27 protein-coding genes and 1 pseudogene are annotated in these 26,971 nt (G+C 62.7%); 23 read left to right on the top strand and 5 right to left on the bottom strand.

The window, feature by feature from the left end; all coding sequences use genetic code 11:
- Positions 1 to 47: 47 nt before the first annotated feature.
- A complete protein-coding gene (locus tag ACVWWD_RS27890; RefSeq protein ID WP_352565804.1) occupies positions 48 to 1,031 on the bottom strand; it encodes an oxidoreductase in 984 nt (327 codons plus the stop codon).
- A 489-nt stretch (positions 1,032 to 1,520) separates the two neighbouring features.
- Here ACVWWD_RS27890 and ACVWWD_RS27885 point away from each other — a divergent pair, with 489 nt between their 5' ends.
- Positions 1,521 to 1,976, top strand: coding sequence for a VOC family protein (locus ACVWWD_RS27885; RefSeq protein WP_352565802.1), 456 nt, complete (start codon positions 1,521 to 1,523; stop codon positions 1,974 to 1,976).
- A gap of 542 nt (positions 1,977 to 2,518) precedes the next feature.
- On the opposite strand, the gene ACVWWD_RS27880 is transcribed toward ACVWWD_RS27885, so the two are convergent.
- The gene (locus tag ACVWWD_RS27880; RefSeq protein WP_352548071.1) at positions 2,519 to 2,794 is read right to left on the bottom strand and encodes a hypothetical protein; all 276 of its coding nucleotides are present in this window, start codon (positions 2,792 to 2,794) and stop codon (positions 2,519 to 2,521) included.
- A 143-nt stretch (positions 2,795 to 2,937) separates the two neighbouring features.
- Here ACVWWD_RS27880 and ACVWWD_RS27875 point away from each other — a divergent pair, with 143 nt between their 5' ends.
- The 3 genes from ACVWWD_RS27875 (at position 2,938) to ACVWWD_RS27865 (ending at position 3,967) form a co-directional block, all read left to right on the top strand.
- Positions 2,938 to 3,429, top strand: a complete 492-nt coding sequence (locus ACVWWD_RS27875; RefSeq protein WP_352548069.1) for a hypothetical protein — start codon at positions 2,938 to 2,940, stop codon at positions 3,427 to 3,429.
- Positions 3,414 to 3,623 carry a hypothetical protein gene (locus tag ACVWWD_RS27870; protein ID WP_352548067.1) on the top strand — a complete coding sequence of 70 codons (210 nt, stop codon included), beginning with the start codon at positions 3,414 to 3,416 and terminating at the stop codon, positions 3,621 to 3,623. The genes ACVWWD_RS27875 and ACVWWD_RS27870 overlap by 16 nt, the downstream gene beginning before the upstream one ends.
- Positions 3,624 to 3,745: 122 nt before the next feature.
- The gene (locus ACVWWD_RS27865; RefSeq protein WP_457103529.1) at positions 3,746 to 3,967 is read left to right on the top strand and encodes a hypothetical protein; all 222 of its coding nucleotides are present in this window, start codon (positions 3,746 to 3,748) and stop codon (positions 3,965 to 3,967) included.
- A 27-nt stretch (positions 3,968 to 3,994) separates the two neighbouring features.
- Here ACVWWD_RS27865 and ACVWWD_RS27860 read toward each other — a convergent pair whose 3' ends face one another.
- The gene (locus ACVWWD_RS27860) at positions 3,995 to 4,639 is read right to left on the bottom strand and encodes a GntR family transcriptional regulator (RefSeq protein ID WP_084056221.1); all 645 of its coding nucleotides are present in this window, start codon (positions 4,637 to 4,639) and stop codon (positions 3,995 to 3,997) included.
- A 344-nt stretch (positions 4,640 to 4,983) separates the two neighbouring features.
- Between ACVWWD_RS27860 and ACVWWD_RS27855 the strand changes: the two genes are divergently transcribed.
- The 8 genes and pseudogenes from ACVWWD_RS27855 (at position 4,984) to atzF (ending at position 13,351) form a co-directional block, all read left to right on the top strand.
- The gene (locus ACVWWD_RS27855; RefSeq protein ID WP_023781537.1) at positions 4,984 to 6,111 is read left to right on the top strand and encodes a BMP family ABC transporter substrate-binding protein; all 1,128 of its coding nucleotides are present in this window, start codon (positions 4,984 to 4,986) and stop codon (positions 6,109 to 6,111) included.
- Positions 6,112 to 6,167: 56 nt separating this feature from the next.
- Positions 6,168 to 7,256 carry an ABC transporter permease gene (locus ACVWWD_RS27850; protein ID WP_245273828.1) on the top strand — a complete coding sequence of 363 codons (1,089 nt, stop codon included), beginning with the start codon at positions 6,168 to 6,170 and terminating at the stop codon, positions 7,254 to 7,256.
- Positions 7,256 to 8,182 carry an ABC transporter permease gene (locus tag ACVWWD_RS27845; RefSeq protein ID WP_023781539.1) on the top strand — a complete coding sequence of 309 codons (927 nt, stop codon included), beginning with the start codon at positions 7,256 to 7,258 and terminating at the stop codon, positions 8,180 to 8,182. The genes ACVWWD_RS27850 and ACVWWD_RS27845 overlap by 1 nt, the downstream gene beginning before the upstream one ends.
- Before the next feature lie 78 nt (positions 8,183 to 8,260).
- The gene (gene biuH, locus ACVWWD_RS27840) at positions 8,261 to 8,962 is read left to right on the top strand and encodes a biuret amidohydrolase (RefSeq protein WP_023794301.1); all 702 of its coding nucleotides are present in this window, start codon (positions 8,261 to 8,263) and stop codon (positions 8,960 to 8,962) included.
- A 12-nt stretch (positions 8,963 to 8,974) separates the two neighbouring features.
- Complete coding sequence (locus tag ACVWWD_RS27835; protein WP_023781541.1) at positions 8,975 to 10,504, top strand: ABC transporter ATP-binding protein; 1,530 nt, start codon at positions 8,975 to 8,977, stop codon at positions 10,502 to 10,504.
- Positions 10,504 to 11,178 (top strand): cysteine hydrolase family protein, encoded by a 675-nt coding sequence (locus ACVWWD_RS27830; protein ID WP_023781542.1) that lies wholly within the window; start codon positions 10,504 to 10,506, stop codon positions 11,176 to 11,178. Before ACVWWD_RS27835 ends, ACVWWD_RS27830 begins: the two co-directional genes overlap by 1 nt.
- Positions 11,165 to 11,515 carry a cupin domain-containing protein gene (locus ACVWWD_RS27825; protein ID WP_023773511.1) on the top strand — a complete coding sequence of 117 codons (351 nt, stop codon included), beginning with the start codon at positions 11,165 to 11,167 and terminating at the stop codon, positions 11,513 to 11,515. The genes ACVWWD_RS27830 and ACVWWD_RS27825 overlap by 14 nt, the downstream gene beginning before the upstream one ends.
- A pseudogene (atzF, locus tag ACVWWD_RS27820) lies at positions 11,512 to 13,351 on the top strand (allophanate hydrolase). The gene ACVWWD_RS27825 and the pseudogene atzF overlap by 4 nt, the downstream one beginning before the upstream one ends.
- Before the next feature lie 285 nt (positions 13,352 to 13,636).
- Here atzF and ACVWWD_RS27815 read toward each other — a convergent pair.
- Positions 13,637 to 14,308: a GntR family transcriptional regulator gene (locus ACVWWD_RS27815; protein WP_352548059.1), complete on the bottom strand. Its 672-nt coding sequence runs from the start codon at positions 14,306 to 14,308 to the stop codon at positions 13,637 to 13,639.
- Positions 14,309 to 14,445: 137 nt separating this feature from the next.
- Here ACVWWD_RS27815 and ACVWWD_RS27810 point away from each other — a divergent pair, with 137 nt between their 5' ends.
- The 11 genes from ACVWWD_RS27810 (at position 14,446) to ACVWWD_RS27760 (ending at position 24,445) form a co-directional block, all read left to right on the top strand.
- Complete coding sequence (locus tag ACVWWD_RS27810; RefSeq protein WP_023781545.1) at positions 14,446 to 15,033, top strand: amino acid synthesis family protein; 588 nt, start codon at positions 14,446 to 14,448, stop codon at positions 15,031 to 15,033.
- The gene (locus ACVWWD_RS27805) at positions 15,026 to 16,825 is read left to right on the top strand and encodes an alpha/beta fold hydrolase (protein ID WP_352548057.1); all 1,800 of its coding nucleotides are present in this window, start codon (positions 15,026 to 15,028) and stop codon (positions 16,823 to 16,825) included. Before ACVWWD_RS27810 ends, ACVWWD_RS27805 begins: the two co-directional genes overlap by 8 nt.
- Positions 16,822 to 17,865, top strand: a complete 1,044-nt coding sequence (locus tag ACVWWD_RS27800; protein ID WP_352548055.1) for an LLM class flavin-dependent oxidoreductase — start codon at positions 16,822 to 16,824, stop codon at positions 17,863 to 17,865. The genes ACVWWD_RS27805 and ACVWWD_RS27800 overlap by 4 nt, the downstream gene beginning before the upstream one ends.
- 4 nt (positions 17,866 to 17,869) lie before the next feature.
- Entirely contained in the window at positions 17,870 to 19,339 is a 1,470-nt protein-coding gene (locus tag ACVWWD_RS27795) for an aldehyde dehydrogenase (RefSeq protein ID WP_352548053.1), read from the top strand.
- Positions 19,340 to 19,405: 66 nt separating this feature from the next.
- Complete coding sequence (locus ACVWWD_RS27790) at positions 19,406 to 20,410, top strand: ABC transporter substrate-binding protein (protein WP_023781549.1); 1,005 nt, start codon at positions 19,406 to 19,408, stop codon at positions 20,408 to 20,410.
- Positions 20,411 to 20,469: 59 nt separating this feature from the next.
- Entirely contained in the window at positions 20,470 to 21,330 is an 861-nt protein-coding gene (locus ACVWWD_RS27785) for an ABC transporter permease (RefSeq protein ID WP_023773519.1), read from the top strand.
- Positions 21,331 to 21,332: 2 nt separating this feature from the next.
- Positions 21,333 to 22,133 carry an ABC transporter permease gene (locus ACVWWD_RS27780; protein ID WP_352548050.1) on the top strand — a complete coding sequence of 267 codons (801 nt, stop codon included), beginning with the start codon at positions 21,333 to 21,335 and terminating at the stop codon, positions 22,131 to 22,133.
- The gene (locus ACVWWD_RS27775; RefSeq protein ID WP_023773521.1) at positions 22,130 to 23,206 is read left to right on the top strand and encodes an ABC transporter ATP-binding protein; all 1,077 of its coding nucleotides are present in this window, start codon (positions 22,130 to 22,132) and stop codon (positions 23,204 to 23,206) included. Before ACVWWD_RS27780 ends, ACVWWD_RS27775 begins: the two co-directional genes overlap by 4 nt.
- 284 nt (positions 23,207 to 23,490) lie before the next feature.
- Positions 23,491 to 23,793 (top strand): CHASE3 domain-containing protein, encoded by a 303-nt coding sequence (locus tag ACVWWD_RS27770; protein ID WP_352548047.1) that lies wholly within the window; start codon positions 23,491 to 23,493, stop codon positions 23,791 to 23,793.
- Positions 23,769 to 24,284 carry a CHASE3 domain-containing protein gene (locus ACVWWD_RS27765; protein WP_352548090.1) on the top strand — a complete coding sequence of 172 codons (516 nt, stop codon included), beginning with the start codon at positions 23,769 to 23,771 and terminating at the stop codon, positions 24,282 to 24,284. The genes ACVWWD_RS27770 and ACVWWD_RS27765 overlap by 25 nt, the downstream gene beginning before the upstream one ends.
- The gene (locus ACVWWD_RS27760; protein WP_023773522.1) at positions 24,209 to 24,445 is read left to right on the top strand and encodes a hypothetical protein; all 237 of its coding nucleotides are present in this window, start codon (positions 24,209 to 24,211) and stop codon (positions 24,443 to 24,445) included. The genes ACVWWD_RS27765 and ACVWWD_RS27760 overlap by 76 nt, the downstream gene beginning before the upstream one ends.
- A 129-nt stretch (positions 24,446 to 24,574) precedes the next feature.
- Here ACVWWD_RS27760 and ACVWWD_RS27755 read toward each other — a convergent pair whose 3' ends face one another.
- Positions 24,575 to 26,629 (bottom strand): sensor histidine kinase, encoded by a 2,055-nt coding sequence (locus tag ACVWWD_RS27755; protein WP_352548045.1) that lies wholly within the window; start codon positions 26,627 to 26,629, stop codon positions 24,575 to 24,577.
- Positions 26,630 to 26,971: the final 342 nt, after the last annotated feature.

Here is a 26,971-nt window from a genome sequence, read left to right as displayed (position 1 = left end):
CTTGGTGGCTTGAAACCTGCCCTGGAAGATTGGCGGATGCGGTGCGTTCAGCTTTCGCGACCTGGAATGGACGCTCCAGTGAGCTCTTCGCTGAGCTGCATAAGGCGTTCGGCCAATCCGGGATCGACCGCGTAAGGGCGTACCCCAAGCCCTTGGGACTCCGGCGGCACGAGGGAACCGACGTCGCAGTCCTCGCAATATAGGCCTCCCAATCCTTCTAGCTGCTGGCTGGTGGCGCACCAGACTTCGGTTGCGGCGCCCTGCTCAGGGGTCTTGATGAAATCGGCGGGATCGGTGAACGCGCGGCCCTGCGCGTCGGCGACCGGGATGGCCTTGACCTCGGCCGCCGACATGTGACGTGCGAGACCCGTGTCGATGATCCGTCCGGGGTGCAGCGAGAACGCCCTGATCCGATCAGCCTTGCCGCGCGCGTCGACACCGACTGCGAAAAGCGCATTGGCCGTTTTGGATTGGCCGTAGGCGACCCATCGATCGTATGGGCGGTTCACAAAGTTAACGTCTTCGAAGTTCATTGGACTGAAACGGTGTCCGCGTGAGGAGACCGCGACGACGCGGGCACCCTGCGCACGTTGGAGTGCGGGCCACACTCTTGCCGTCAACTGGAAATGACCGAGGTGATTGATTGCGAACTGCGATTCATAACCGCGATTATCGCGGGAAAGCGGATTCGCCATCACTCCCGCGTTGTTGATGAGGATATGCACAGGTCGGCCGGTCGAAAGAAACTGCGTCGCAAATGCATCGATCGATTTCGGCTCAGCCAAGTCCAGCATCGCTGCTTCAACGTTCAACAGGCTGTCGATCGCTGGTGTTGCACGATCGACATCGCGGACGGCGACAACCACCGCCGCGCCGGCGTTTGCGAGCGCACGGGTAGCTTCAAGACCGAGCCCGGATGCGCCGCCCGTGACGATTGCCTGCTTGCCCGAGAGATCCATACCGTCGACCACCTCAAGAGCAGTGGTCATATAATTGAAGCCCGAAGGAAGGGGATGTTGCCTATTGGTCATTGCCGGTTCTCCATTTGGCTGATGGACCAAAGATTGGGTGGATTATCGATGATCATCGCAAGGAGTTCGTTCATTTCGGGTCTCCGATTGGAGCAACCGAGGTAGCGCCTCTCCGAGTCCGCCTTAGCTCTGGTGGTGGGCATCACGCCCGCCCCAGGGCGTCCAGATACGTCCAGCTCATTTGATCGGGAAATCCGGTCCTGATGCCATAGGACGATAGTGTCGACGATGCCTTGGTGACGATTAAAGGGGCCCCGTGAAAAGCCAAGGCCCCTGGCACAACTTCCCCATCTAGTCCCATGCGCGGTGCGGGAACCCCGTCGAAAGGCAGGTTCTCGGCGCGGCGGGCGTAACCTTCGCCGACCGCTAGATGGATCGATACCAAAGGCCAGCTTAAAGCCCGTGTCGGCGCGGGCCATATTGAACTTGTCAGCGCGTGCCAAGGCGGTGCGCGAAGATTTCAAAAACCTGTCTCGATAGGAGTCGCGGGTGGTCCAAGTACAAGTTGAGGATGAAATCTACGCAATGCCCCCGCGGCACGGGTTTATCGTCGCGCACTTTCTGACGGTCGCCAACATAGAACGCTCGGCGCGATTCTATGAGATGGTCTTCGGCGGTCGCATCCTGAGCCTTGGCGACAGCAGTGGCGCGCCGGGATACATTCAGTTGGCCAACACGTGGCTCATCGTCAACATCGGAGGCGGTCCCACACCTGACAAACCGTCGGTAACACTCGGCGTGCCACCGGATCCCGATTCACTCAGTAGCTTCATGAATATCCGCGTTGCCGACATCCACGGCTGCTATGAACAGTGGCGAGCGCGGGGCGCTAAATTCATCACCGAGCCGATGGAAAAGTACGGCGAGACGCGGTGCTACATTCGCGATCCAGACGGCTATATCATCGAAGTGGGTCAGAGTAAGCCGGAGGTGGATTACGGTTAACCCCGGAAGGACGCATAGTCAGCTCTGATCCGCAGCAGTATAGTCAGCCCATCGATCGCGAGTGAGCAGAGCGGTAGCGAGATCGCAATTCTCCTGTGCTAGCCAAATCCACTGGATTTAATGTCTGCTATCCTTTTTCGGATGCCAGAAGTTGCCGGCCCGCTTCCGGCCCAGTTTCGGTCATTCACTACCAGGGAGTTCCTGACGACCTGCGGCTACATCGGCGATATCTCGAAGCCCGTAATTAGTTGCGTTCATCGTCCTTAGGTTCGCCAGACCATACGAGAGAGTACGAAGGAAACGGCTTGGCGAACCATCCGCTAATGCATTGATTTTCTGTTGAAAACGCCGACCCTCCGGGCCCACCATTGGCTTTCGCTGCCGTTGCTTTAATTGGGTTTTTTGTACTTTTTTGTCCCACTCTCTTCCACCCTCCAAAAGTGGGACATTTCGTTCTCGTTTCGATCGAATACCAGAAGCGTCCGGGCAGACTGCGCCACTATCCGGCGGCGTGCCTTGCGGATGTAGTGATCGGGCTGCTGCTACGTGGTCCAGCCGTAAATCGCCTTCAGCTGTTCATGCGTGGCACCGTTTTCGGCGGCAACGGTGGCGCCTGCCTTGCGGACCCCGTGGGCGCTGCAGCCCGGGAGCCCCGCTTCGTCGCACCGTTGGCGCATCTTGCTAACAAGGCCGTTTTCCGAGAAAGGCCGACCATACTCGGTGACGAGAAATGTCAGGTTGCCGGCCGGGGCGAAGGAAAGCCCATCCTCGAGTTCCGGGAGCAGAGGCAGTTCGACGACAATCGCTTCCTTGCGCACCTTGCTCTTGTCTGTCTTGCCAGGCTTTGTTGCGCCTTGGGGTCCTGGGGTTTTCCCTCAGTGGACTATGCGACGGGCTTGCCTCGCATGGGGCACAGGCACTCCTCGCGAGGGCTGGGCTGGGCCTGTCAGTTGCCCTCATCATGACGGGTTTCAACGCTTTGGCGATCAAAGACTACGACAAGCCGACGTCGAACTGGTTGCTCTCTTACCTGAATATGGCAACCAGCTCCTACGGCCTGATCATGGCGGCCTTGGCCGCCAGGATAGCAACCACCAACGCGAATGCTGTCTACGCGCTTTTTGGCGTGCCGGCTGTCATCCTCCCTTTCTTCATGCTGGTGCGCAAGGGCGCCAAGCAAAAGGCCACGCCGTCAGCCAAAGTCCAAATTTTGACAGAAGCCAAGCGTGGCCTTCGGGCGATTCCTCTGTTGGCCATCGTTGCAGGCCATATGGCTGTCCGTATTCTCCTCTATTTTGAACTGTCTCACGTCAGTATGCGCCTGCTGGGGTTCCCGATCGGCAGCGGGCAAGGGACAGCCATTTATGTGTTAGGGCATGTCATGGGTGCCGTTGGCTTTCGTCCAGCCCGTGCCCGCATCGGGAGCCCGGAAAACACATGGCAATTGCGCTGACAATGTCCTTGTTGAGTGTTGCTGGTTTAACTGCCTCAGGTGGAACGTCGATGTCGCTGCTGTTTTTTGTTCTGGCCGGCATGTCACTGAGCCACGTTCTCCCTCTGGTGTTCGCTTTGGTGCGAGACACGGTTCGAATCCGCGAACAAGGATGCCTAATCGCAGATGCAGTGATTCGCTCGTCGGCTTCATGAGGCACGCCGTGGAAAGTGCGACCGATGAAGGATCAGCCCCGGGGTGCCTTTTGCTGTGCGTTGCGCCGCTCGTGGACGATGCTGAGGTCCGGCAGTTCCTCCAGGACGCTGGAGCTGGCGGCATGGCGCTACTAGAACGGCGATTCTACGATGCGATCAGCGCGGGAGAGGTCCCGTCTGACTTTCCGGTATCCGCGCGCGCGAGCCAGGTCCTCGACCTGTCGCGCGGTCTGACCATGCGTGCGCAGATGGGCATGCCGCGCAAGACGCTTCTGAAAGACGCCGAGGAAGCGGCCGAATTAGTGCTGTTGCCGCGGCGCGGAAATGCGGCGCTGGAAGTTTGATGTCGCGTTTCATGCCATTGAAGACTCTTAGGCTACGTTGCGCCCAAGCGGCTTGCAATCAGCCGCAGCGAACACCGAACTGGCTTCGCTGACGATTGAAACATGATCCCTGGCAGCCTTACCGGCCGCGGCGCCATCACCGCGCAGAATCGCCGTGACAATCTCATCATGCTCTTGCCAGGACTTCGTCAGCCGTCCGGCCAGCCTGAACTGCGCGCGCCGGAACGGCGCCAGCCGGCCGCGCGTGGTTACCGTGAGTTCGTGGATGTGCGTACTGTGGGCGCCGCGGTAGAGCCGCGAATGGAATTCGGTGTTGAAGTGCTCGTAGTCTTCTTCGGCACTCAAGCGTACCAGTCGCGCCGACGCCTGATGCTCTGCCTCAAGCGCGCGTCGTTCGCCGGCGGTCATGCGCTCGGCGGAAAAGCGGGCGCAGATCCCTTCCAGTTCGGCCATGCTTTCGAACATCGACGCCAGGTGGTCCTGCGTGACCACGGCGACGATGGCGCCGCGGTTCGGCCGCCTTTCAACCAACCCCATCGCACTGAGATGGCCTAGCGCCTCGCGCACCGGCGTGCGTGAGACCTCGAAGCGGGCGGCGAGCGATGCCTCGTCCAGCTTCTCGCCGGGGCGCAGCACGCCCGTGACGATGCGGTCGCCGATCGCCCTCACCATCTGATCGACGGTCGTTCCCGACCTGATCAAGCTGCGCTTTCCCGACACGCTCTCTCCCACACAGTTCTTTTTGCCTGGCCGAACCCCAGGGTCCGTAGGCCCAGCGGCCAATTCGACTCACTGATTATTCCTTTTATGCCTATATTTTAATCCGCCTGTCAAATAGACTACTATTTAGGCAAGAACTGTATGCAATTGCCAAGTCTTTGTGCAGCGCACGAAACTGCATTTCACTGAATCTATTAGACAATCTGGCATTTTCAAGCTGGCATGGAGATTGCATACACTTTCTTAGCGAGGTGTAAATCGGCTCCCTTAGGGGCCTCATGAGAGGGAACATTCAGATGACCGACAGATTCATGCTGACGCGCCGCGACTTGCTCAAGACCACCACCACGGGTGTGGCAGCCCTTGGTCTCTCCAACGCATTGCCGATGAGCCGGGCCTTTGCCGCCGCGGCCACGGTCGGCTTCATCTATGTCGGACCGAAGGACGATTACGGATACAACCAGGCGCATGCCGAAGGGGCGGCGGCGCTGAAGGGCATCGAGGGCATCACAGTCGTTGAGGAAGAGAACGTCCCCGAGACGGTCGACGTCCAGAAGACGATGGAATCGATGATCAATCTCGACGGTGCCTCGCTGATCTTCCCGACCTCGTTCGGCTATTTCGACCCTCACATGCTGGCCATGTGCGCGAAATTCCCCGATGTCCAGTTCCGCCACTGCGGCGGCATGTGGGACAAGGCCAAACACCCGATGAATGCCGGTTCGTATTTCGGCTATATCGGCATGGGCCAATATCTCAACGGCGTTGTCGCCGGCCACACCACCAAGTCGAAGAAGCTCGGCTTCGTCGCCGCCAAGCCGATCCCCCAGGTGCTGCTCAACATCAACTCCTTCCTGCTCGGCGCCCGCTCGGTCGACCCCACCATCACCTGCCAGGTCATCTTCACCGGCGAATGGTCGCTGGCGGTGAAGGAGGCGGAGGCCACCAATGCGCTGGTCGACCAGGGTATCGACGTCGTGACCTGCCATGTCGATAGCCCGAAAGTAGTGGTCGAGACGGCCGCTGGCCGTGGCGCCTTTGTCTGCGGCTACCACGCCAACCAGAGCCCGCTGGCCCCGGAAAAATACCTCACCGGCGCCGAGTGGAACTGGGCCAAGGTCTACAAGACGTTCGTCGACGATCTCGTCGCCGGCAAGCCGCTGCCCAACTTCACACGCGGTGGCCTCGCCGACGGCTTTGTCAAGATGAGCCCGCTCGGCCCCGCGGTCGGCGAGCCGGCGCGCAAGCAGTTCGATGCCACGCTGGCCGAAATGATGAAGGGTGGCTTCGCCGTCATCAAGGGACCGCTGAAGAGCAACAAGGGCACGGTCGTTGCCACCGAAGGCCAGGCCTTCCCAGAGACGGCCATCGAACTCGAAAGCATGGATTATCTGGTCGACGGGGTCGTCGGCTCGACCGCTTGAGCCGGGAGGACGGAGACGGGGCCATGGCAGAGACGGTCAGCAATGCGGACGTGCCGATGTTCGGCGTCAAGGATTATCCGGCGGCGCTCGAATGGGTCGCCCGCCGCGCCGAGGCCTTCGTCATTCCGGTCGCGGCACTCATCGTTGGCATGGCGATCTTCAGCCTGTTCATCCTGGCCGTCGGCAAGTCGCCGGTGCAGCTCTATGAAATGATGTGGCGCGGCGGCTTCGGCTCCTGGTTTTCGATCCAGAACTCGCTGTCGCGCGCCGCCCCCTTGCTGCTCACCGCGCTCTGCGTGGCGCTGCCGGCGCGGCTCGGCCTCGTCGTCATCGGCGGCGAGGGGGCGATCGTGCTCGGTGGCCTAGCTGCCGCGGCAGCCGGCGCGGCGCTCAATGGCGCGCCGTCCTTTATCGTCATTCTCGTCATGGGCGTGGCGGGCATGGCCGCCGGCGGCATCTGGATCGGTACCGTCGGCGCGCTCCGCCATTACCGCGCCGTCAACGAGACCATCTCCAGCCTGCTGATGGCCTATATCGCCATCGCGCTGATGAACCAGCTGGTCGAGGGACCGTTGCGCGACCCGGCCTCACTCAACAAGCCGTCGACGAAGCCACTGGCCGAGGCCTACCGCATCGGCAACATTTCGGGCATGGAGGTGCATTGGGGCCTCGTCATCGGCATCGTCGCCTGCGTGCTGTCCTGGGTGCTGATCGAGAAAACTCGTTGGGGGTTCGCCGCCCGTATAGCCGGCGGCAACGTCAAGGCAGCGCAGGTGCAGGGACTTGCCGTCGGGCCGCTGATCGTCGGCTTCACGGCACTTGCCGGCGGCTTCGCCGGGCTCGCCGGCATGCTTGAAGTCGCGGCCGTACAGGGCAGCGCCAACGCCTCGCTGGCCGCCGGTTACGGCTATACCGGCATTCTCGTGGCCTTCCTCGCCCGCCACAATCCGCTCGCCATCATCCCGGTCGCTTTCCTGCTCGGCGGCATCGATGCCTCCGGCGGCCTGATCCAGCGGCGCATGGACCTGCCCGACGCCACAGTGCTGGTGCTGCAAGGCATGCTGTTTATCGTCATCCTGTTCAGCGAGACCTTGTACGGCCGCTTCAAGGCCTTCAATCCCGATCTCTGGAAGCGAGTGGCCTGATGGACCCGACCGACATCGGCCTCTGGGGCGTGCCGCTCGCCATCCTCGGCGGCGCCATCCGCGTTTCGACGCCCTTCATCTTCGTTTCGCTGGGTGAAGCCATCACCGAGCGCTCGGGTCGGATCAACCTCGGCCTCGAGGGAACGCTGGTATTCGGCGCCATGACCGCCTATGCGGTCGCCGTGATATCAGGATCGCCATGGCTCGGCCTGATTGCCGCGGCCGTTGCCGGTACCTGCTTCGGCCTGTTCCACGGCTGGATCTGCAAATTTCCCAAGGTCAACGACATCGCCATCGGCATCGCCCTGATGCTGTTCGGCTCGGGCCTCGCCTTTTTCTTTGGCAAGCCTTTCATCCAGCCCAAAGCGCCCAATTTGCCGGCGATCCCCTTCGGTGGCTGGTCGGATATTCCGCAGGTGCAGGCCGCACTTGACGTCAATGTTTTGTTTCTGATCGGGGCGGTGCTGGCGGTATTCCTTTGGTGGGCCTTCAAGAACACGCGCGCCGGTTTGATCGTGCGGGTGGTCGGCGACAGCTCCGACGCGGCGCGTGCCATGGGTCTCAACCCGAACACCGTGCGGCTGCTCGCCACCGGCGTCGGCGGCGCGTTCGCGGGCGTCGGCGGCGCTTACCTCTCCCTTTACTATCCCGGCAGTTGGACCGAGGGCATCTCGTCCGGACAAGGCCTGATGGCGGTGGCGCTGGTCATCTTCGCGCGCTGGAACCCGCTCGGCTGCTTTGCCGCCGCATTGCTGTTCGGCGGCGCCGGCGCGCTCGGGCCGGCCCTGCAGTCGGTCGGCGTCACGCAAGGCTACTATCTGTTCTACGCCGCCCCCTACATCCTCACCCTTGTCATCATGATCGCCACCTCCTCGCCCGACCGCTCGCTGGCCGGCGCGCCCGGCGAACTGTCGATCACCAAATGAGGCTGGCACCAAATGAGGCTGGCACCAAATGAGGCTGGCACCAAATGAGACTTGGCAGCAAATGACTGGAGTTTCCGCATGAATGCCAGAGCCGAATTCACCCAGCACTACATCGACGCCGATCCCTATCCGTGGCCGTACAATGGCGACCTTCGCCCAGACAACACGGCGCTGATCATCATCGATATGCAGACGGATTTCTGCGGGCCTGGCGGCTATGTCGACCATATGGGCTACGACCTGTCGCTGGTGCGAGCACCGATCGAGCCGATCAAGTCGGTGCTGTTGGCGATGCGAGCCAAGGGCTACGCCATCATCCACACGCGCGAAGGCCACCGCCCCGATCTCGCCGACCTGCCGGCCAACAAACGCTGGCGCTCGCGCCGCATCAATGCCGGCATCGGCGACCCCGGTCCGTGCGGGCGTATCCTGGTGCGCGGCGAGCCCGGCTGGGACATCATTCCCGACCTTTATCCCATCGAAGGCGAGCCGATCATCGACAAGCCGGGGAAGGGCTCGTTCTGCGCCACCGACCTGGAACTGATCCTCAACCAGCGCGGCATCGAAAACATCGTGCTCACCGGCATCACCACCGATGTCTGCGTGCACACGACGATGCGCGAAGCCAATGACCGTGGCTTCGAATGCGTCATGCTGGAGGATTGCTGCGGCGCCACCGACCACGGCAACCATCTGGCCGCGATCAAGATGATCAAGATGCAGGGCGGCGTGTTCGGCGCGGTGTCGAATTCGAAAGCCTTCGTCGCGCAACTGCCATGATGGAGCTCGGCCATGAGTGAGAGCGACAAGAAAGCGGTCGGCGTCGAGACCGTCGGCATGACCATGCGCTTCGGCGGCTTCACTGCACTCGACACCGTGTCGATCAAGGTGCCGGCGGGGTCGTTCCATGCGCTGCTCGGCGAGAATGGCGCCGGCAAGTCGACTCTGGTCAAATGCATGATGGGTTTTTATCACCCGACGTCAGGCGACATCCTTGTCGACGGGCGTGAGGTCAGCATCGCCAGCCCGCGCGACGCATCGGCGCTCGGCCTCGGCATGGTCTACCAGCATTTCACGCTGGTGCCTTCGCTGACCGGCGCGGAAAACCTGGTCATCTCGCGCGAGAAAGTGCCAGGGATTATCGACTGGCGGCAGGAGCGTGCCGACCTTGCCGATTTCATGCAGCGCATGCCGTTCAAGCTGCCGCTCGACGTGAAAGTGGCCGAGCTTGCCGCCGGCGAGAAGCAGAAGCTGGAAATCATCAAACAGCTCTATCTCGGACGCAGTTTCCTAGTGCTGGACGAGCCGACTTCGGTGCTGACGCCGGGCGAAGCACAGGAAGTGCTTGGCCTGCTGCGCGGCATGGCCAAGGCCGGCGACCTGACCGTGCTGATGATCTCGCACAAATTCCACGAGGTGACAGCGTTCGCCGACGATGTCAGCGTGCTTCGCAAGGGCAAGCTGACTGGCACCGGCCGGGTCGCCGATCTCGACCACAAGGCGATGGCGGCGATGATGATCGGCGATCAGCCGATCACCGCGCTCGACAGCCGCGCGATGACAAAACCGGACGCGGACATCGTGCTCAAGGTGACGTCGCTGAAGGCGCCGGACCGCACCGGACTGAAGTCGATCCGCATCGACGATCTCGGCGTCCGTTCCGGCGAGATCGTCGGCATCGCCGGCATCTCCGGCAATGGTCAGAAGGAGTTCCTCGAAGTGCTCGCCGGTCAGCGGGCACGCGACGGCGGCGCGGTACTGGTCAAGGGCTCGCCCTATGCATCGAGCCGCACCGAGGCGCGAACGCTGAACGTGCGGCTCATTCCGGAGGAGCCGTTGAAGAACGCCTGCGCGCCGAAGATGACGGTGGCCGAGAACATCGCCTTTCGCAGCTTCGACATCGACGGCAACGGCAAGCTGGTGAACTGGATCAACACCAGCGGCATCAAGAGCTTCGCAGCAAATCTGGTCGAGCAATTCAAGGTCAAGACGGCGTCGCTGGCTTCACCGATCTCGTCGCTGTCCGGCGGCAATGTGCAACGCGCGGTGCTGGCCCGCGAACTGACCGGCGAGGTCGACCTGCTCATCGTCTCCAACCCTTGCTTCGGCCTCGACTTTTCCGCCGTGGCCGAAATCCGCGCCCGCATCATGCGCGCGCGCAATTCCGGCGCCGCGGTGTTGCTGATGTCGGAGGACCTCGACGAACTGCTCGAACTCTCCGACCGCATCTTCGTCATGTCGGACGGCGCGCTGGTCTACGAAACCCCGATCGCGCAAGCCAGTGTCCAGACGATCGGCGAGCATATGGCGGGACATCACTGATGGCGGAAATCGACGCGCTTCCCTTCGCCTTCGCTTTCAAGCCTGGGACCATGGCGCTCGTGGTCATCGACATGCAGCGCGATTTCGCCGAACCTGGCGGCTTCGGTGCCAGCCTCGGCAACGATGTCAGCCGGATCACGGCAATCGTGCCGACGGTGAAGAAACTGATCGAGGGGTTCCGCGCCGCCCGCCTGCCGGTGATCCACACGATGGAGTGCCACAGGTCCGATCTCTCGGACCTGCCACCGGCCAAGCGCAATCGCGGCAATCCGTCGATCCGTATCGGCGACATAGGCCCGATGGGGCGGGTGCTTATCTCCGGCGAGCCGGGTACCGCGATCCTTGATGAACTGGCCCCGCTTCCCGGCGAGATCGTCATCGAGAAGCCCGGCAAGGGCGCATTCCATGCGACCAGCTTTGGCGAGGATCTCAAGCGGCTCGGCGTGGAACAGTTGGTCTTCGCCGGCGTCACCACCGAGGTCTGCGTGCAGACGACCATGCGTGAAGCCAACGACAGGGGCTATGAATGCCTGCTGGCCGAGGATGCGACCGAAAGCTACTTCGCCGAATTCAAGACGGCGGCGCTTGCGATGATCCGGGCGCAAGGAGCCATTGTCGGCTGGACGGCGACAACCGACCAGGTGCTCGAGGGAATTGCCAATGCCCAATCTTAGTTTTGCCGGCCTCCTCGACGGGGGCTGGCGCCAGCTGGCGTTCGAGCATTTTCGCGACGGCATCACGGTGCACTGGCTGCTGAGAGGGGGGCCGGTCGAGCCCTCCGTCGCAATCCTGAACTACCAGCCCGGCGCCGGGGTGCCGCGCCACCGCCATGTCGGGCTGGAGACTATCGTCGTCATCGAGGGCATACAGAGCGACGAGAATGGCGAGTATGCCGCCGGCAGCGTCATACTGAACCCGGTCGGTACCGAGCATTCTGTCTGGACGGAAAAAGGCTGCGTCGTGCTGATCCAATGGGATCTGCCGGTGATCATTCTGGGGGAAGAAAAATGAGCGACATTCGCTTTGATTTCGGCAATCTCCACGCCGCCTATGCAGCGAGTCTGCCGGCGTCGGCCATGGTCGAGACGGTATTCGAGCGCATTGCCGCAGCCGCTGACCCCGGCATCTTCATCCACCTTGCCGACAAGGCCGAGTTGCTTGCGCAAGCAGAGGCTCTTGGACCCTTTGATCCCGCGGCGAAACCGCTGTGGGGCATACCTTTCGCGGTCAAGGACAATATCGACGTTGCCGGCATGCCGACCACGGCGGCCTGCGCCGAATATGCCTATACGCCGCAAAAGGACGCCACGGTGGTTGCCCGGCTGAAGGCGGCCGGAGCATTGGTGATTGGCAAGACCAATCTCGACCAGTTCGCCACGGGTCTCGTCGGCGTGCGCTCGCCCTATCCTATTCCGAAGAACGCCATTGACCCGAGAACTGGTGCCTGGCGGCTCATCGTCCGGTTCGGCGGTGGCCACGGCGCGCGGCATTGTCTCCTTCGCGCTCGGCACCGACACGGCCGGCTCCGGGCGCATACCGGCCGGCCTCAACAGCATCATCGGCCTGAAGCCGACGGTCGGCGCACTGTCGGCCGCCGGCGTGGTGCCGGCCTGCCGCACACTCGATTGCATCTCGGTCTTCGCGCTGACCGTCGACGACGCCTACGCGGTGTTCAAGGTGGCTGCCGCGAAGGACGAGGCCGATGCCTACTCGCGCACCATTGCCGCGCCGCCGCCCGCCGCCCGTCCGCCTGTGCTGACCGTCGGCGTTCCCGCTGAGAGCGACCTCGAATTCTTTGGCGACGATGCCATGCAAGCCGGTTTCGCCGCTGCACTATCTATGTTGAAAGAGCTTGGCTGCAAGCTGGTCGAAATCCCCTTCGGCGATTTCTACGCCACCGCCAACCTGCTCTATGAAGGCGCCTGGGTGGCGGAGCGCTACGCGGCGATCCGCGGCTTCATGGACACCGACGAAGCGGCGATGCATCCGGTGACGCGGCAGATCATCGCCGGCGCGCGCCGGCTTTCGGCGTCAGACGCCTTCAACGGCCTCTATGCCTTGCAGGCCTTGAAGGCCAAGCTCGCCCCGGTCATCGCCTCCGTCGATCTGTTCTGCGTGCCGACGGCGCCGACGCACTACAGCGTCGATGCCGTGCTGGCCGATCCAATCGTCACCAACAGCCGGCTCGGCACCTACACCAACTTCGTCAATCTGCTCGACATGTGCGGCATTGCCGTGCCGACCGGCACGCGCGGCGATAGCCTACCGATGAGCGTCACGTTGCTCTCGGCGGCCGGGAAGGACGCGCTGACGGCTGCGCTGGCGCGCGATCTTCATGTCGCAAGTGGTCTCACCCTCGGCGCGACCGGCTGGCAGCAACCGAATGCCCAGCCCAAAGCTGGACCGACTGAAGATGGCACGATCGAACTGGTGGTGGTCGGTGCGCACCTCTCGGGGATGCCGCTCAATGGCCAGCTCAAATTGGCCGGTGCATCTTTCTCAAGAGCCACGATGACGTCGCCTGACTACAGGCTCTATGAACTTGCTGACCAAATCCCGCCTAAGCCGGGGTTGCTGCGGGTCGGTAGCGGCGGCGCGGCCATCGAAGTCGAGGTCTGGCGGCTTTCTGCCGACGCCTTCGGCCGTTTCGTTGCCGCCACCCCGCCGCCGCTCGGCATTGGCACCATCGAGCTCGCCGACGGCACAACGGCAAAGGGTTTTCTGGCAGAGACCGCGGGGCTGTCGGCGGCTAAAGATATCTCTGCATATGGCGGTTGGCGCCGCTTTGTTGGTGCGGCAAGTTCCAAGCCGGCATTTTTAACCTCTGAAATCCTCGCTACAGAGTAGGGGAGCGGCCTGTCCGCTTCTGATGCGGTGGACGGCTCTCCTCCCGCCCTGCGGTATGATCGTTGGGCCAGAAGCTGGAGGAGATCTATGATGGGCAACGTTACGACGATTGGTCTGGATATTGCGAAGTCAGTGTTTCAAATCCACGGGGTGGATGCGGCGAGTGAGGCCCCAAGGCTGCCTGTCTGAAAAGCGCCTATTTCAGTCGTGGAGTTCCGTTTTTCGGTTGCCTGCAAGCAGACATTTCAGCAAAGCGCTTGGAAGGGTAGCTGGACTCACGCGGTTCTAGACCAGGCTAAGTTTATCTCGAGCGATCTTCCAAGCCGATTCGACATGGCGCCGTGCCGCCGCTTCCGCCTCCTGGGGCTTGCGCGCCCTTATCGCATCCATGATCTCAGTCATTTCGGTGATGGCTGGCTCGCGGCGGTTCTCCGAAAGAATGGTCATCGAACGGAGCTGATTGATGCGGACATTCAGGCCGCTGACGATTTCCCAAGCGACGCGCTTGTCGGCAGCCTCGAATAGCGCTTCGTAGAATTTCGTCGTTGCCCGCATCACTGCCGGCGGTGTCCCCGATGCCCACGCATCGAACAGATCCGCCAGCGCGCGTTCGAGCGTAGCCAGCTGCTCGCTGGTCGCCGACAGGGCGCAGGCGCGCGCCGCGATGCCTTCAAGCAGCGCCCTGAGCTCGTAAATCTCGTCGGTGCGGCCAAGATCCGGCCTCGCCACCGCCGGCCCATGCCCAGGGATCATCTGCACGAGCCCCTCCGCCTCGAGCTGACGCAGAACCTCGCGCACGACGGAACGGCTGACGCCAAGCTGGTCGCAAAGCGGCCGCTCGACCAGCCTTTCGCCGGGCTGGAAATGGAAATCCATAATCGCTTCGCGCATGCGCTCCAGCGCCAGCGTCCTCAACGTCTTGGCGCTGCGGTCGATGCGGAGCGTGTCGTCTGGCATGTGTTGCCTCCTGCGCCGGCATGAAAACAGATTCCATGCCCGGTTGACAAGGGACTTGGCGCTCCATAGCATGGTATACCATAAGATGGTACAGGGATCGATGCGTCCCCCATGGCATCACGGACCCGAGGATTGCAATGCAGCCTGCCATTCGCAAGATCGTGACCTATACCGAGAACACGTTGATCGAAGGCGGCAAGGCCGCGCCCCGGCCGCTACGCCTGATCGGCGTCGCCGCGGTGCTGGCCAATCCCTGGGCCGGTCGCGGCTTCACCGAGGATCTGTCACCCGAAATCCGCGCGTGCGCGCCGATGCTGGGAGAGATCCTGACCCGGGAGATCATTGCCATCGCCGGTTCCGGCGAGGCGATCGAGGGCTATGGCAAGGCGGCCATTTGCGGCACGTCAGGCGAGATCGAGCATGCCTCGGCGCTGATCCATACACTGCATTTCGGCAATCATTACCGTCGCGCCGTCGGCGCCAAGACCTATCTTGCCTTCACCAATCTGCGCGGCGGGCCGAACACGCCGATCATGATCCCGCTGATGGATAAGAATGACGAAGGACGGCGCTCGCACTACCTGACCGTGCATTTCCAGATTGGCGATGCGCCGGCGCCGGACGAGCTGGTGGTGGCGCTTGGTGCTTCGATCGGCGGCCGCCCGCATCATCGCATAGGTGACCGCTACCAGGACCTCAAGGAACTCGGGGACGTGCATGGCTGACGCTTCCGCGTGGGCTCGACAGGGCACGGCGCCCGACGGCACTGGCTTCATCCGTGCCGGCGCGGGCGCACCGGTGCTGTTAATCCACGGCGTCGGCATGAACGCAGCGATCTGGCAGCCGCAGATCGACCGCATGGCCGAGAGCTTCGACGTCATCGCCATCGACATGCTCGGCCATGGCCGGTCCCCGCTGCCGCCGCCGAACCCGGAACTCGCCGACTACGCGGATCAGGCCATTCGCCTGCTCGATCATCTCGGCCTCGATCGGGTGTCCGTCGTCGGCCACTCGATGGGTGCGCTGGTTGCCCAGGAACTCGCGCTCAACGCACCGGAGCGCGTCCGCCGCATCGTCTCGCTGAATGCCGTGTTCCGGCGGCCACCTGAACTGGCCGAAGCCGTTCGTCAACGCGCGGTGGCGCTCACCGGCCATAGTGACGCGGCCGGCACGGCACTGACCATTGCCCGCTGGTTCGGAGATCCGGTGCCAGCTGAGCTGAAGGCTGCAGCGCAGAAGACGGCATCCGCACTGGGCGCGGTCGACCCCGAAGGCTATGCCCGCACCTACCGCCTGTTCGCTCGTGCCGACGGCGACCACGCTGATCGCCTGCCGACGCTTGCCGTACCGGCCCTGTTCATGACCGGTTCCGAGGACAGGAATTCTTCGCCGGCAATGTCGGCGGCGATGGCGCGCCTGGCGCCGCTTGGCCGCTGCACGGTGCTGCCGGACGAGAAGCACATGATGGCGGTCGCGGCACCCGATCTGACAGCGCGGCATATCGTCGATTTCCTCGGAGAGGACGAAGCGATCGAGCAAAGAAGTGCTGCGGAAATGGGCGCCGCTTTCGACAACGGCGAGTTCCGCCGGGCACTGGGTTCCTTCTTGACCGGCGTCACCATCGTCACCACGATCGGCCCGGAAGGCGAGCCGCGCGGCTTCACCGCGAACTCCTTCACTTCCGTCTCGCTCGATCCGCCGCTGGTGCTGGTCTGCATCGCCCACAAGGCGCTTGGCCATCCCGTCTTCGCCACCGCCAAGAGCTTTGCCATCAACGTGCTCAACGAGGATCAGAAGGCCGCCTCCGGCATCTTCGCCTCGAAGGCGTCGGACAAATTCGCCTCCGTCGGCTGGCAGCCCGGCCGGACCGGCAGCCCGGTGCTCGACGGCTCGGTCGCATCCTTCGACTGCGACATGGAACGGCTGGTCGAGGCAGGCGATCATTCGATCCTCATCGGCCGCGTCCGCGATTTCGAGCACAATTCCGCGCAGCCGCTCGGTTATTGCCGCGGCGCCTATGTCGCCCCCGGCCTCAGCCAGGACGCGCTGGCCGCCACCCAGCCCGGCACCGATGTCGGTGCCATCCTCGAAAATGGTGGCAGGATCCTGTTCCTGGAGACGGCGGATGGTTTCGAACTGCCGCGCGGCCGAGGATTGGGCTCGGCTGGCGATGACAAAAGCCTCCGAGGGCTGCTTGCGGCGAAGGCCATCGAGGCCCAGCTCGGCTTCCTGTTCGCCGTCTGGGACGACGCCGGACCTGTTTCGCGCACGCATGTCTACTATCGCGGCACGTTCGACGTGCCCGCTTCCAGCGATCGCGGCATCCGGCTGATCGAGATCGACGCGATCGAACGGTTGAAGATCGCCGATCCGGCGATCCGCTCGATGCTCTCGCGCTATGTCAGGGAATGCTCGGTGGATGCATTCGGTGTCTATGTCGGCAACAATGTCGAAGGCGAGGTCCGGCCGCTCGCCAGACCCAGCGCTTCCACCGTCAATACAGGTGACCACGGATGAAATTCTCGCTCTTCGTGCACATGGAACGCTCGGACCTGACCAAGCCGCATTCCGAGCTTGTGACCGAGCTCGAGGAGCTGGTCCTGCTGGCCGAACAGGCTGGCTTCGAGACCGCCTGGATCGGCGAGCATCACGGCATGGAATTCACCATCTCGCCGAACCCTTTCATCAACATTGCCTATCTCGCCGCCAAAACCAGCCGCATCCGCCTCGGCACCGGTACCGTGATCGCGCCCTTCTGGCACCCGATCAAGCTTGCCGGCGAAGCGGCGATGGCCGACGTCATCAGCGGCGGACGGCTCGACATCGGCATCGCGCGCGGCGCCTACAGCTATGAATATCAGCGCATCTTTCCCGGCCTTGACGCATGGGGCGCCGGCCAGCGCATGCGCGAGATCATACCGGCGATCCGCCGCCTCTGGGACGGCGACTTCGAACTCTCCGGTGAGTTCTGGCAATTCCCCGCCACCACCTCCTCGCCCAAGCCACTGCAGAAACCCTACCCGCCGATCTGGGTGGCGGCTCGCGACCCGAACTCGTACGATTTCGCAGTCGCCAACGGATGCAAGGTCCAAGTGACGCCGCTGGCTTCCGGCGATGACGAGGTGACGAGCCTGATGCAGCGCTTCAACGCCGCCTGCGCCGCGCATCCCGAGATCGAACGACCAGAAATCATGCTTTTGATGCACACTTTCGTCGCCGTGGACGCGGCCGACGCCGATCGTCTCACCCAGGACCTGTCAACCTTTTACTGCCAGTTCGGCGCCTGGTTCCAGAACAAGAAGCCGGTGCACCAAGGCATGTTGGAGCCGCTGACGGCGGACGAGATCGCGGCCATGCCGCAGTATGCGCCGGACAAGATCAGGCGGAACCTGGTCATCGGCGAAGCCGATGAGGTCATCGCCAGGCTGAAGACCTATGAGGCGCTCGGCTACGACCAGTACTCGATCTGGATCGACAGCGGCCTTTCGCACCAGCGCAAAATGCAATCACTGCAACTGTTCATCGACCGGGTGATGCCGGCCTTCCTCCGATCGTGAGCCCATGACCGACGCTGTTTTCAGGAACTTCATCGATGGCCGATTCGACGAGCCGTTCGCCACTTTCGACAGCGTTGACCCGTCGACTGGCGCGGCCTGGGCCAGGATGCCGGCGGCGAGCGAAGCGGATGTCGACCGCGCCATCGAAGCGGCGCACCGCGCGCTGCGCTCGGGCCCGTGGCGGACGATGACGGCGACAGCGCGTGGAAAACTGCTGTTCAAGCTCGGTGACCTCGTCGCCGCCAACGCCGGACGGTTGGCCGAACTCGAGACGCGCGACACCGGCAAGATCATCCGCGAGACCCGCGCCCAGATTGCCTATGTCGGCGACTACTATCGCTACTATGCCGGGCTCGCCGACAAGCACGAAGGCGCACATGTGCCTGTTGACAAGTCGGATCTCGACGTCACCATCCGCCGCGAGCCGATCGGCGTCGTCGCCGCGGTGGTGCCGTGGAACTCGCAGCTCTTCCTTTCGGCCGTCAAGCTCGGTCCGGCGCTTGCCGCCGGCTGCACCATCGTGCTCAAGGCCTCCGAGGACGGCCCGGCGCCGCTGCTCGCCTTTGCCGAACTTGTCCAGGAGGCCGGCTTCCCCCCAGGCGTCGTCAACATCCTCACCGGCTTTGGCCATGATTGCGGCCGGCGCCTGACCAGCCATCCGCTGGTTTCGCGCGTCGCCTTCACCGGCGGTCCGTCGACGGCGCGCGCCATCGTCAGGAACACAGCAGAGAACCTCGCCTACACCACGCTCGAACTCGGCGGCAAAAGCCCGGTTGTCGTCTTTGCCGACGCCGATCTCGACAGCGCTGCCAACGCGGTGGTCGCCGGCATTTTCGCCGCGACCGGACAGAGCTGCGTCGCTGGCTCGCGGCTACTGGTTGAACGTTCGGTGAAGGATGAATTCCTCGCCCGCCTCAAGCGCAAGGCCGAAGCCATCCGCATCGGCGATCCGCAGGATCCGACGACCGAAATGGGTCCGCTCGCCACGCTGCGCCAACGCGACTGGATCGAGAAGGTTGTCGCGGAAAGCCTCGCCAGTGACGGCACGCTCATCACTGGTGGAACACGGCCAGCCGGCAGCGGCTTCTATTACGCACCGACCATCATCGATGCCGGCGGCAGCGACCTGCCCTGTGTGCGCGAGGAATTGTTCGGGCCGGTGCTCAGCGTGCTTGCCTTTGACACCGAGGCGCAGGCGCTAGCACTCGCCAACGACACGCCCTTCGGCCTGGCTTCCGGCGTGTTCACCAGCAATCTCGGCAAGGCCCACCGCATGGCGCGCGACATTCATGCCGGCGTAGTCTGGGTTAACACCTATCGCGCCGTATCGCCGCTCGTTCCCTTCGGCGGCTACGGCCAGTCAGGCCTCGGCCGCGAAGGCGGGCTCGAGGCCATCAGAGATTACACACGCTCGAAATCCGTCTGGATCAACACCTCGGACGAGCCGATCCCCGATCCCTTCGTCATGCGCTGAGAACCGTACGGCGACGGAGCACTGTGAAGAACAAAAAACAGAACAAACCAACCAGAGGAGAATGACATGAAACTGATCCTGACCGGCCTGCTGGCCGGGCTGCTCACGACAACCGTCGCCAAGGCCGATGAAATGGCGTTCACCAGCTGGGGCGGCACCACGCAGGAAGCGCAGACCAAATCCTGGGCGGCACCCTTCGAAGCCAGCTCCGCCATCAAGGTGTTGCAAGATGGGCCGACCGACTACGGCAAGCTCAAGGCCATGGTCGACGCCGGCAATGTCACCTGGGATGTCGTCGACGTGGAGATGGATTTCGCCATCAAGGCTGCCAAGGATGGGCTTTTGGAGCCGATCGACTATGCGGTCGTGCCCAAGGCCGATCTCGACCCGCGCTTCAGCAATGAGCATGCCGTTGGCAGCTTCTATTATTCCTTCGTGCTCGCCTGGAACAAGGGCACAGTCACGGGCGAACCGACCGGCTGGGCGGACATGTTCGACACCAAGAAGTTTCCCGGCAAGCGGACCTTCTACAAATGGTCGGCGCCGGGCGTCATCGAAATCGCTTTGCTGGCCGACGGCGTGCCGGCGGACAAGCTTTATCCGCTTGATCTCGACCGTGCCTTCAAGAAACTCGATACCATCAAATCCGATATCGTCTGGTGGAGCGGCGGCGCTGAATCACAGCAGCTGATTGCTTCCGGCGAGGTTTCGTTCGGTCAGTTGTGGAACGGGCGTGTCTTCGCCCTCCAGCAGGATGGCACCGATGTCGGCGTCGCCTGGAAGCAGAACCTCACCGCCGCCGACGTGCTCGTCGTGCCGAAGGGCGCCAAGAACAAGGACAGCGCGATGAAGTTCCTCGCCGCCGCCACCAGCCCGGCCGGCCAGGCGAAATTCGCCGAGGCCAGCGGGTATGCGCCCATCAACACCAAGGCCAAGGCGGAGATGCCCGCCGACGCGGTCAAGGCCCTGCCCGATGCCCATATCGATGGCCAGATCAACCTCGACATGAACTACTGGGCCGAGCATCGCGACGAGATCGCCACGCGCTGGTATGCCTGGCAGACCAAGTAACACCGTTGCAGACCGACGGGGCGCGGCTTGCGCGCCCCGTTTCGAGACAGGGCCGCTCGATGCAGGGAAGTTCTTTCGGACGTAGCTCGGTTGCCGGCCTGCCAGCTGGCAGCGGCAGCGCCTTGCCGGCCCTGCTTCTGGTTGGCCTGTTCTTCATCGTGCCGGTGGTTGCCCTGCTGCTGCGCAGCGTCACCGATCCCGAACCGGGCTTACAGAACTACGCGGAGCTGTTCGGCAGCGGCACCTATGTGCGAGTGTTCCTCAATACCTTCCTGGTCGCATCGGTCGTCACCGCCGTCACCATCCTGGTGGCTTTCCCCGTTGCCTGGATGCTGGCGATCATGCCGCCGGCCAAGGGCTCGATCGTCTTCGGCATCATCATCCTGTCGATGTGGACGAACCTTCTCACCCGCACCTATGCGTGGATGGTGCTGTTGCAGCGCACCGGCGTCATCAACAGGGCACTGATGGGTTTGGGCATCATCCATGAGCCGCTGCCGCTCATCAACAATCTGGCCGGCGTCACCATCGGAATGGTCTACATCATGCTGCCCTTCATGATCCTGCCACTGGTTGGCACACTGAGGGCGATAGACCCGATGACGCTGCGCGCCGCGGCCCTTTGCGGCGCAAGCCCGTTCGAGGCCTTCCGCCGCATCCTCTTGCCGCTGTCGCTTCCCGGCGTCGCCGCTGGCGGCCTGATGGTCTTCGTCATGTCGCTCGGCTATTTCGTCACGCCGGCCTTGCTCGGCGGCACATCCAACATGATGCTGGCCGAAATGATCGCCCAGACGGTGCAGTCGCTGCTCAACTGGGGTCTCGGAAGTGCGGCCGCCTTCGTCCTGCTTGTCGTCACCATGGCGCTCTACGCGATCCAGCTTCGCCTGGTCGGGGCCAAGCGCGCCGGCGGAGGGATCTGAGTATGCTGCTCGACTATGACCGGCTCGGATGGCTGCGCGTGGCGCTTGTCGGCTTCACCGCGGCAGTCGCGGCTTTCCTGTTGCTGCCGGTGGTCTTCATCGTGCTCCTGTCGTTCGGCGCATCGCGCTGGCTGGCCTTCCCGCCACCCGGCTGGACGCTGAAATGGTACCAGCAATTGCTGGCCGACCCGACCTGGATCGATGCCGCGCTGACGAGCGCCCGGATTGCCGCAATGGCCGCCATCCTCGCCGTCATCATCGGCCTGTTCGCCTCCTTCAGCCTGGTCAGGAGTGAGTTTCGCGGACGCCAGGTCCTGCGCGGATTGCTGTTAACGCCGATGGTGCTGCCAGTCGTCGTTTTCGCCATCGCCATCTACGCCTTCTTCCTGCGCATCGGCCTTGCCGGCACCACGGTCGGCTTCGTCATCGCCCACACCGTCCTGGCGCTGCCTTTCGCCCTCATCCCGATCACCACGGCGCTTGAGGGTTTTGACAAATCCATCGAGGACGCGGCCGTCGTCTGCGGCGCCAGCCCGTTGCAGGCGCGGCTGAGGATCACCTTGCCGTCGATTAGGATCGGCATCTTCTCGGCGGCGATCTTCTCTTTCCTGGCCTCATGGGACGAGGTCGTGGTGGCGATCTTCATGGCAAGCCCGACCTTGCAGACCTTGCCGGTGAAGATCTGGGGCAGCCTGCGCGCCGACCTCAGCCCGGTCGTCGCCGCCGCCTCCAGCCTGCTCGTCGGCCTGACTCTCTGCCTGATGATCGTGACCGCACTCCTTCGCAGAAAATTGTCCAGATGACCCGACCCTTCCTGTCGATACGCGCGGTGAGAAAGACGTTCGGCGCCTTCGTCGCCGTCCATGACGTCACCATCGATGTACCCAAGGGGGAGTTCCTGACGTTCCTCGGCCCGTCGGGCTCCGGCAAGTCGACCACGCTCTACGCCATCGCCGGTTTCCAGGATCCGAGCTCGGGCGATGTGCTGCTGGAGGACAGGTCGCTGCTTTCGGTGCCGTCGCACAAGCGCAACATCGGCATGGTCTTCCAGCGCTACACGCTGTTTCCGCATCTGAGCGTCGCCGAGAATGTCTCCTTTCCGCTGCGCGTGCGCCGCCGGCCCGACGGCGAGATCAGGCGCAAGGTCGCCGACATGCTGGCGCTGGTGCGCCTCGAAAACTTCGCCGACCGCCATCCGGGCGCGCTGTCTGGAGGCCAGCAGCAACGCGTGGCGCTTGCCCGCGCGCTCGCCTACGACCCGCCGATCCTGTTGATGGACGAACCGCTGTCGGCCCTCGACAAGAAACTCCGCCAGGAGATCCAGGCCGAGATCCGCCGCATCCATCGCGAGACCGGCGTCACCATCCTCTATGTCACGCACGACCAGGAAGAGGCGCTGCATCTTTCGGATCGCATCGCCCTGTTCAGGGAAGGCCGCATCGAACAGATCGGCACCGGCGAGGATCTTTACCTCCGGCCGGCGAGCGAGTTCGTCGCCGGCTTCATCGGCAACTCGAATTTCCTGCCGGCAGAGCATTTGGAAAGCACGGGAGGTGCGTCAACGATCCGCCTCGCCGACGGCTCGATCGTCACCGGCGTCAAGACGACAACGCTCTTCGGCCATGGCCAGAAGGTCCGGCTGATGGTGCGCCCGGAGGCCTTCCGCCTCACGCCTGGGCCGGCGAGCGTGGCACTTGCCGTAGAGATCGTCGATACCGCCTTCTTCGGCGACCGCCGGCGCGTCGTGGCCCGCATCGCCAGCGGGCATGAAATCGATGTTAGGCCGACCTCCGATGCAGAGGGCGCGATCAGCGCCATCGCGCCGGGTCAACGTATCTTTTTCGATCCCGCTACCGCATTCCTGTTCCCGGCCTGATGGCGCGGATGATTCAAAACATTTCGATGTCCTATTGAGATCCGAAGGAGCGCTTCCTGGCGTGAAGGTCCTCCCAGCAGTGGAGCGCTACGCTCCTGGCCGGGCGCAAGCACGCGCTTCAGCGCTCAATCCGTCGATCTCGCGCTCCATAGTGCATCCAGGCGCTGCACGGCCTCCAATGCGATCGGGTAGATCGCCCGGGAGGGTATCGCTTTCTCGCCGAGGGCTCGTTGGCCGTTACTACACGACGGCGCACAGAGGCGAAATCGGGCAGGAATGCGCTGATGTCAGTTCCCAGCCGTAACCTTGTCCGACTAACGTCCGCCTCCCTGCTGATAGGGTTTACGGCGCTGATGGCTATCGTGGTCACAAACTTCTGGCTTGGCCAGAGGGCGCAATCCTACTTCGATGATGCAATCGCGGCGCGCGACACCCGGGTCGCGGCGGTCGAATTGAGAAATGCGATGCAGACGGCTGAGGCGTCAGAACGCGGCTTCGTGATCACCGGCAACGAGATCTATTTGGGCCGTATCAAACAGCCGAAGCCCAAGCGCAGCGCCACCTGCAAGCGCTGCAGACCTTGCTGACTTCCTATCCCGATTCCCAATCGACACTGCAACGGCTCACTGCAATCATCGTCGCCAAGTTCGGGGAATTCGATCAGACGATAGCGCTCAAGCGCGACCAGCGGGATGCAGAGGTCGAGGCTTTGTTCCGAACTAACAGAGGTAAGGCTCTGACGGACGAAGCCAATGTGTTCTTCTCGGGCGTTATCGGGCGGGCGGATGACCGACTTACATCCGGTGTCGCCGAGCAGCGTGCCAACAGCCGATGGCTGCGGCTTGTTTCTGCGGTCGGAGGGCTCGTCATCGTCGCCGTCGTTGCCGGGGCTGCCTATGCAGCCGCTCGTTATACAAGAGAACTTCGCAAGACACGCGACCAGGGCAATGCTCTCAATACAAGGCGAGCATCGCCTTATCGTCGCCGGTCTTCGGGTATGCCATGGGGCAGTTTGCGGCCGATTGGCTCGACGGCAAAAGCATCCCGCAGGCAATGGATATCCTGCCTATTGCACTGACAAGCGCCAACCTTGAGCAGTACGATGCCGACTTGCTGGATCCAGCTTCGGTTTATGCCGATCCGGCACGCCGTAACGACTACCTGAAGATGTACGGAAATACCTGTTACGACAGCCGCAACGAGTATGTGAATTTTCCTTGGTCGTCAGAGCTGAAGTGATCCCTTGGCTTGAGGGTCGGCGTGTCGCAAGGAATTCGCAGCAGAAACGGTGCCTCAAAAGCGCATCCTAGGGTTGTGTGCGCCAAGTTCTGCACCTGCGCCGCAGGGAAAGCTTCGCTGGGAAGATCTCTACATTTCGCGTCCGGGAGTATCGTCGTTGTCCATCGCGGGATTGAGCGGAGACGCAGAATTCACTCGCATGGTGCAGACCAGTCCCGATTTGTAGAACTTCAGAGTGACGCGTCCTGAGGTGCCGGACGAAAACACGCGCTCGAGGAGCTGCGTGCCGAAGCCCTTTCGCTCGACCGGTTCAACAGGCGGACCTCCCCGTTCGCGCCATTCCAGATCGAGCCAGCGATGCTGTTTTTGACCGGCAAGCTTGCACCGAATGGACACCGTGCCGGTTTCGTTCGACAGTGCTCCATATTTTAGCGCGTTCGTCGTAAGCTCATGAAAAGCCATGGCGGCCGAAAGAGCGACGTTCGGTGGTAGCCAGACCGACTCGCCGCTAATCTTGAAGCGGTCGATCGGTGCGTGTGAGCTGACCGATGTGGCAATCAGATCCTTGACGTCGGCGCCACTCCAGTTCTGCTGGATAAGCAGGTCGTTGGCCTTGGCCAGCGAGACGAGACGGCTGGAGAGCGTGCGTCCTGCTTCAGGCAGGCTTGTGGCGTTGCGCAGTGTTTGGGAGGCAATGGACTGAACCACGGCAAGGATGTTCTTCACGCGGTGGTTCAGCTCATTGGTCAGCAATTTTAGCTGCTCCTCGCCGCGTTTGCGTTCCGTGATGTCGAGACTGATTTGCACGGCGCCGATAATGCCGCCGCCTGGGTTGCGAATTGGGCGTGCGCTGGAAAGTAGGAAGCGCTCGACACCCGACGGCAGCGTGTAGGCGAACTCTTCATGATCCGTCAGCTGCCCGCGCATGGCGCGGCTCAGAGGGCGGTCTTCGCGGCTTACTATGTGCCCGTCCTGGACGGCGACGGTGTCGATGACGAGTTCGGGCCTGCCGAACGATTTGTGCGCGTCCGTCGGCAGGCCCATAAGTTCGGCCGCGAAGCGGTTGCGGATAACCTGAAGAGCCTTCGGATCATAGGTAAACCAGACTGCCGCCGGCGCTGTCTCCAACACCGCCTCCAACTCGTAGCGCCGTTGGGCGATCGCCCGCTCTGCATCCACCATTGCCTGGGCGATGGCAGCGAACTCCCTAACCGAAGTCGACAGGGGTTCGACGCTGCGGCCATGACCCAGCGCTTCGGCCCGTCTCGCCAGTTCAGAGGTGGCCTGCGTAAATCTCTTGCCGACGAAATATCCCAGGGCAACGGAAACAAGAAGCGACAGGAGACCTATCCCGCAAATCGCGGCAAGCGAGCGCCAAAGCGGCGCCTGCACTGCTGAAAGCGGCACGTTCGCGGTGTAGAACCAATCAGATCGCGGAGACCTGTAATAGCCTGCCAGCAACGTCTCTCCTTCGAAGTTCCGGGACGTGAATGAGCCCGAGCGCCCGACTATCTTTTCCACGTATTCGGGCAATCCGCGCTTTCCCGTCCATTCTTCGTGCAACTTGGATCGGGCTACGTAATTTCCGTCGCGATCTCCCACGCCCACAGTCCATCCTTCCGGGACGGCCGGCATCAAAACATCGCGGATCCGGGCAGTCGGTACAGAAAGCGAAAGAAGCAGGTCTTCCCCCTTCGGGGCGGGCACCCGAATGGCAACAGCCACGCGGTATTCGCCTGAGTCCTTGCCGGTGAAGACACCGCTGACGAAAACACCGGAACGGTTGAGTGTCTCGACGTCGACAGCTTCTATCGCGGTGACCGGCGGCAAGGCGGCACCGTAGCCGATTTCGGTGTTCATCAACTGATTGCGGCCAAGATCGCGCAGGACGATCATCCGGTTCGTCCCATGGACAAGATCGAGCGCCTCGCGGTGGAAGGCTTGCAGATCGCCGTTGGCGAGCGCGGCGGATTTGGAAAGGCCGTCGAGGATGGTGTGGAGATTTGCCAGCTCGCCCTCTACGACGAGCGACACTTGTCGAGCCGTTTGCACGGCGTCCTGCTCAAAACGATATCGTTCATGCAGTGCATATTGGCCTAGCAGATAGCCGGCAAAGAGCCACACCGGGATAACCGAGGCGGCAGTCAAAGCAAGCAGGTGCGATCGAACTGATCGACGAGGCAAGTCCGTATCCAGTGCCGGCGCAGGAACACTCAACCATAATCAGCGGACCAGGAACAGCAAGCATTAGTTCAAGTGAATGTAGTGCCGTTGGGCTGGCCGTCCCGGAACCGCGCAACTGGTGCAAGCATCACGTGGTGTGGCACGGCGTAGCGCTGCGTGGTTCCAGCCACAGCCGTCCCGTTCGCGGCCGGTGTGGCGTAAACTCAGTACGCGGTGGCGCACGCCATATCGTGCTATCGCCGCCGGTTACCTGCCGCGGGCTACTCTTGCGTCACGCCTTCCCGGGGTCGGTCAAGGTGTTGCTAATATACACCACTCGACAGCATCTCTAACCGCATCCCG

It is taken from the genome of Mesorhizobium sp. URHB0026 (assembly GCF_054059755.1).
The sequence above is the reverse complement of the archived record's forward strand: the minus strand, read 5'-3'. Positions and strand labels throughout refer to the sequence as shown.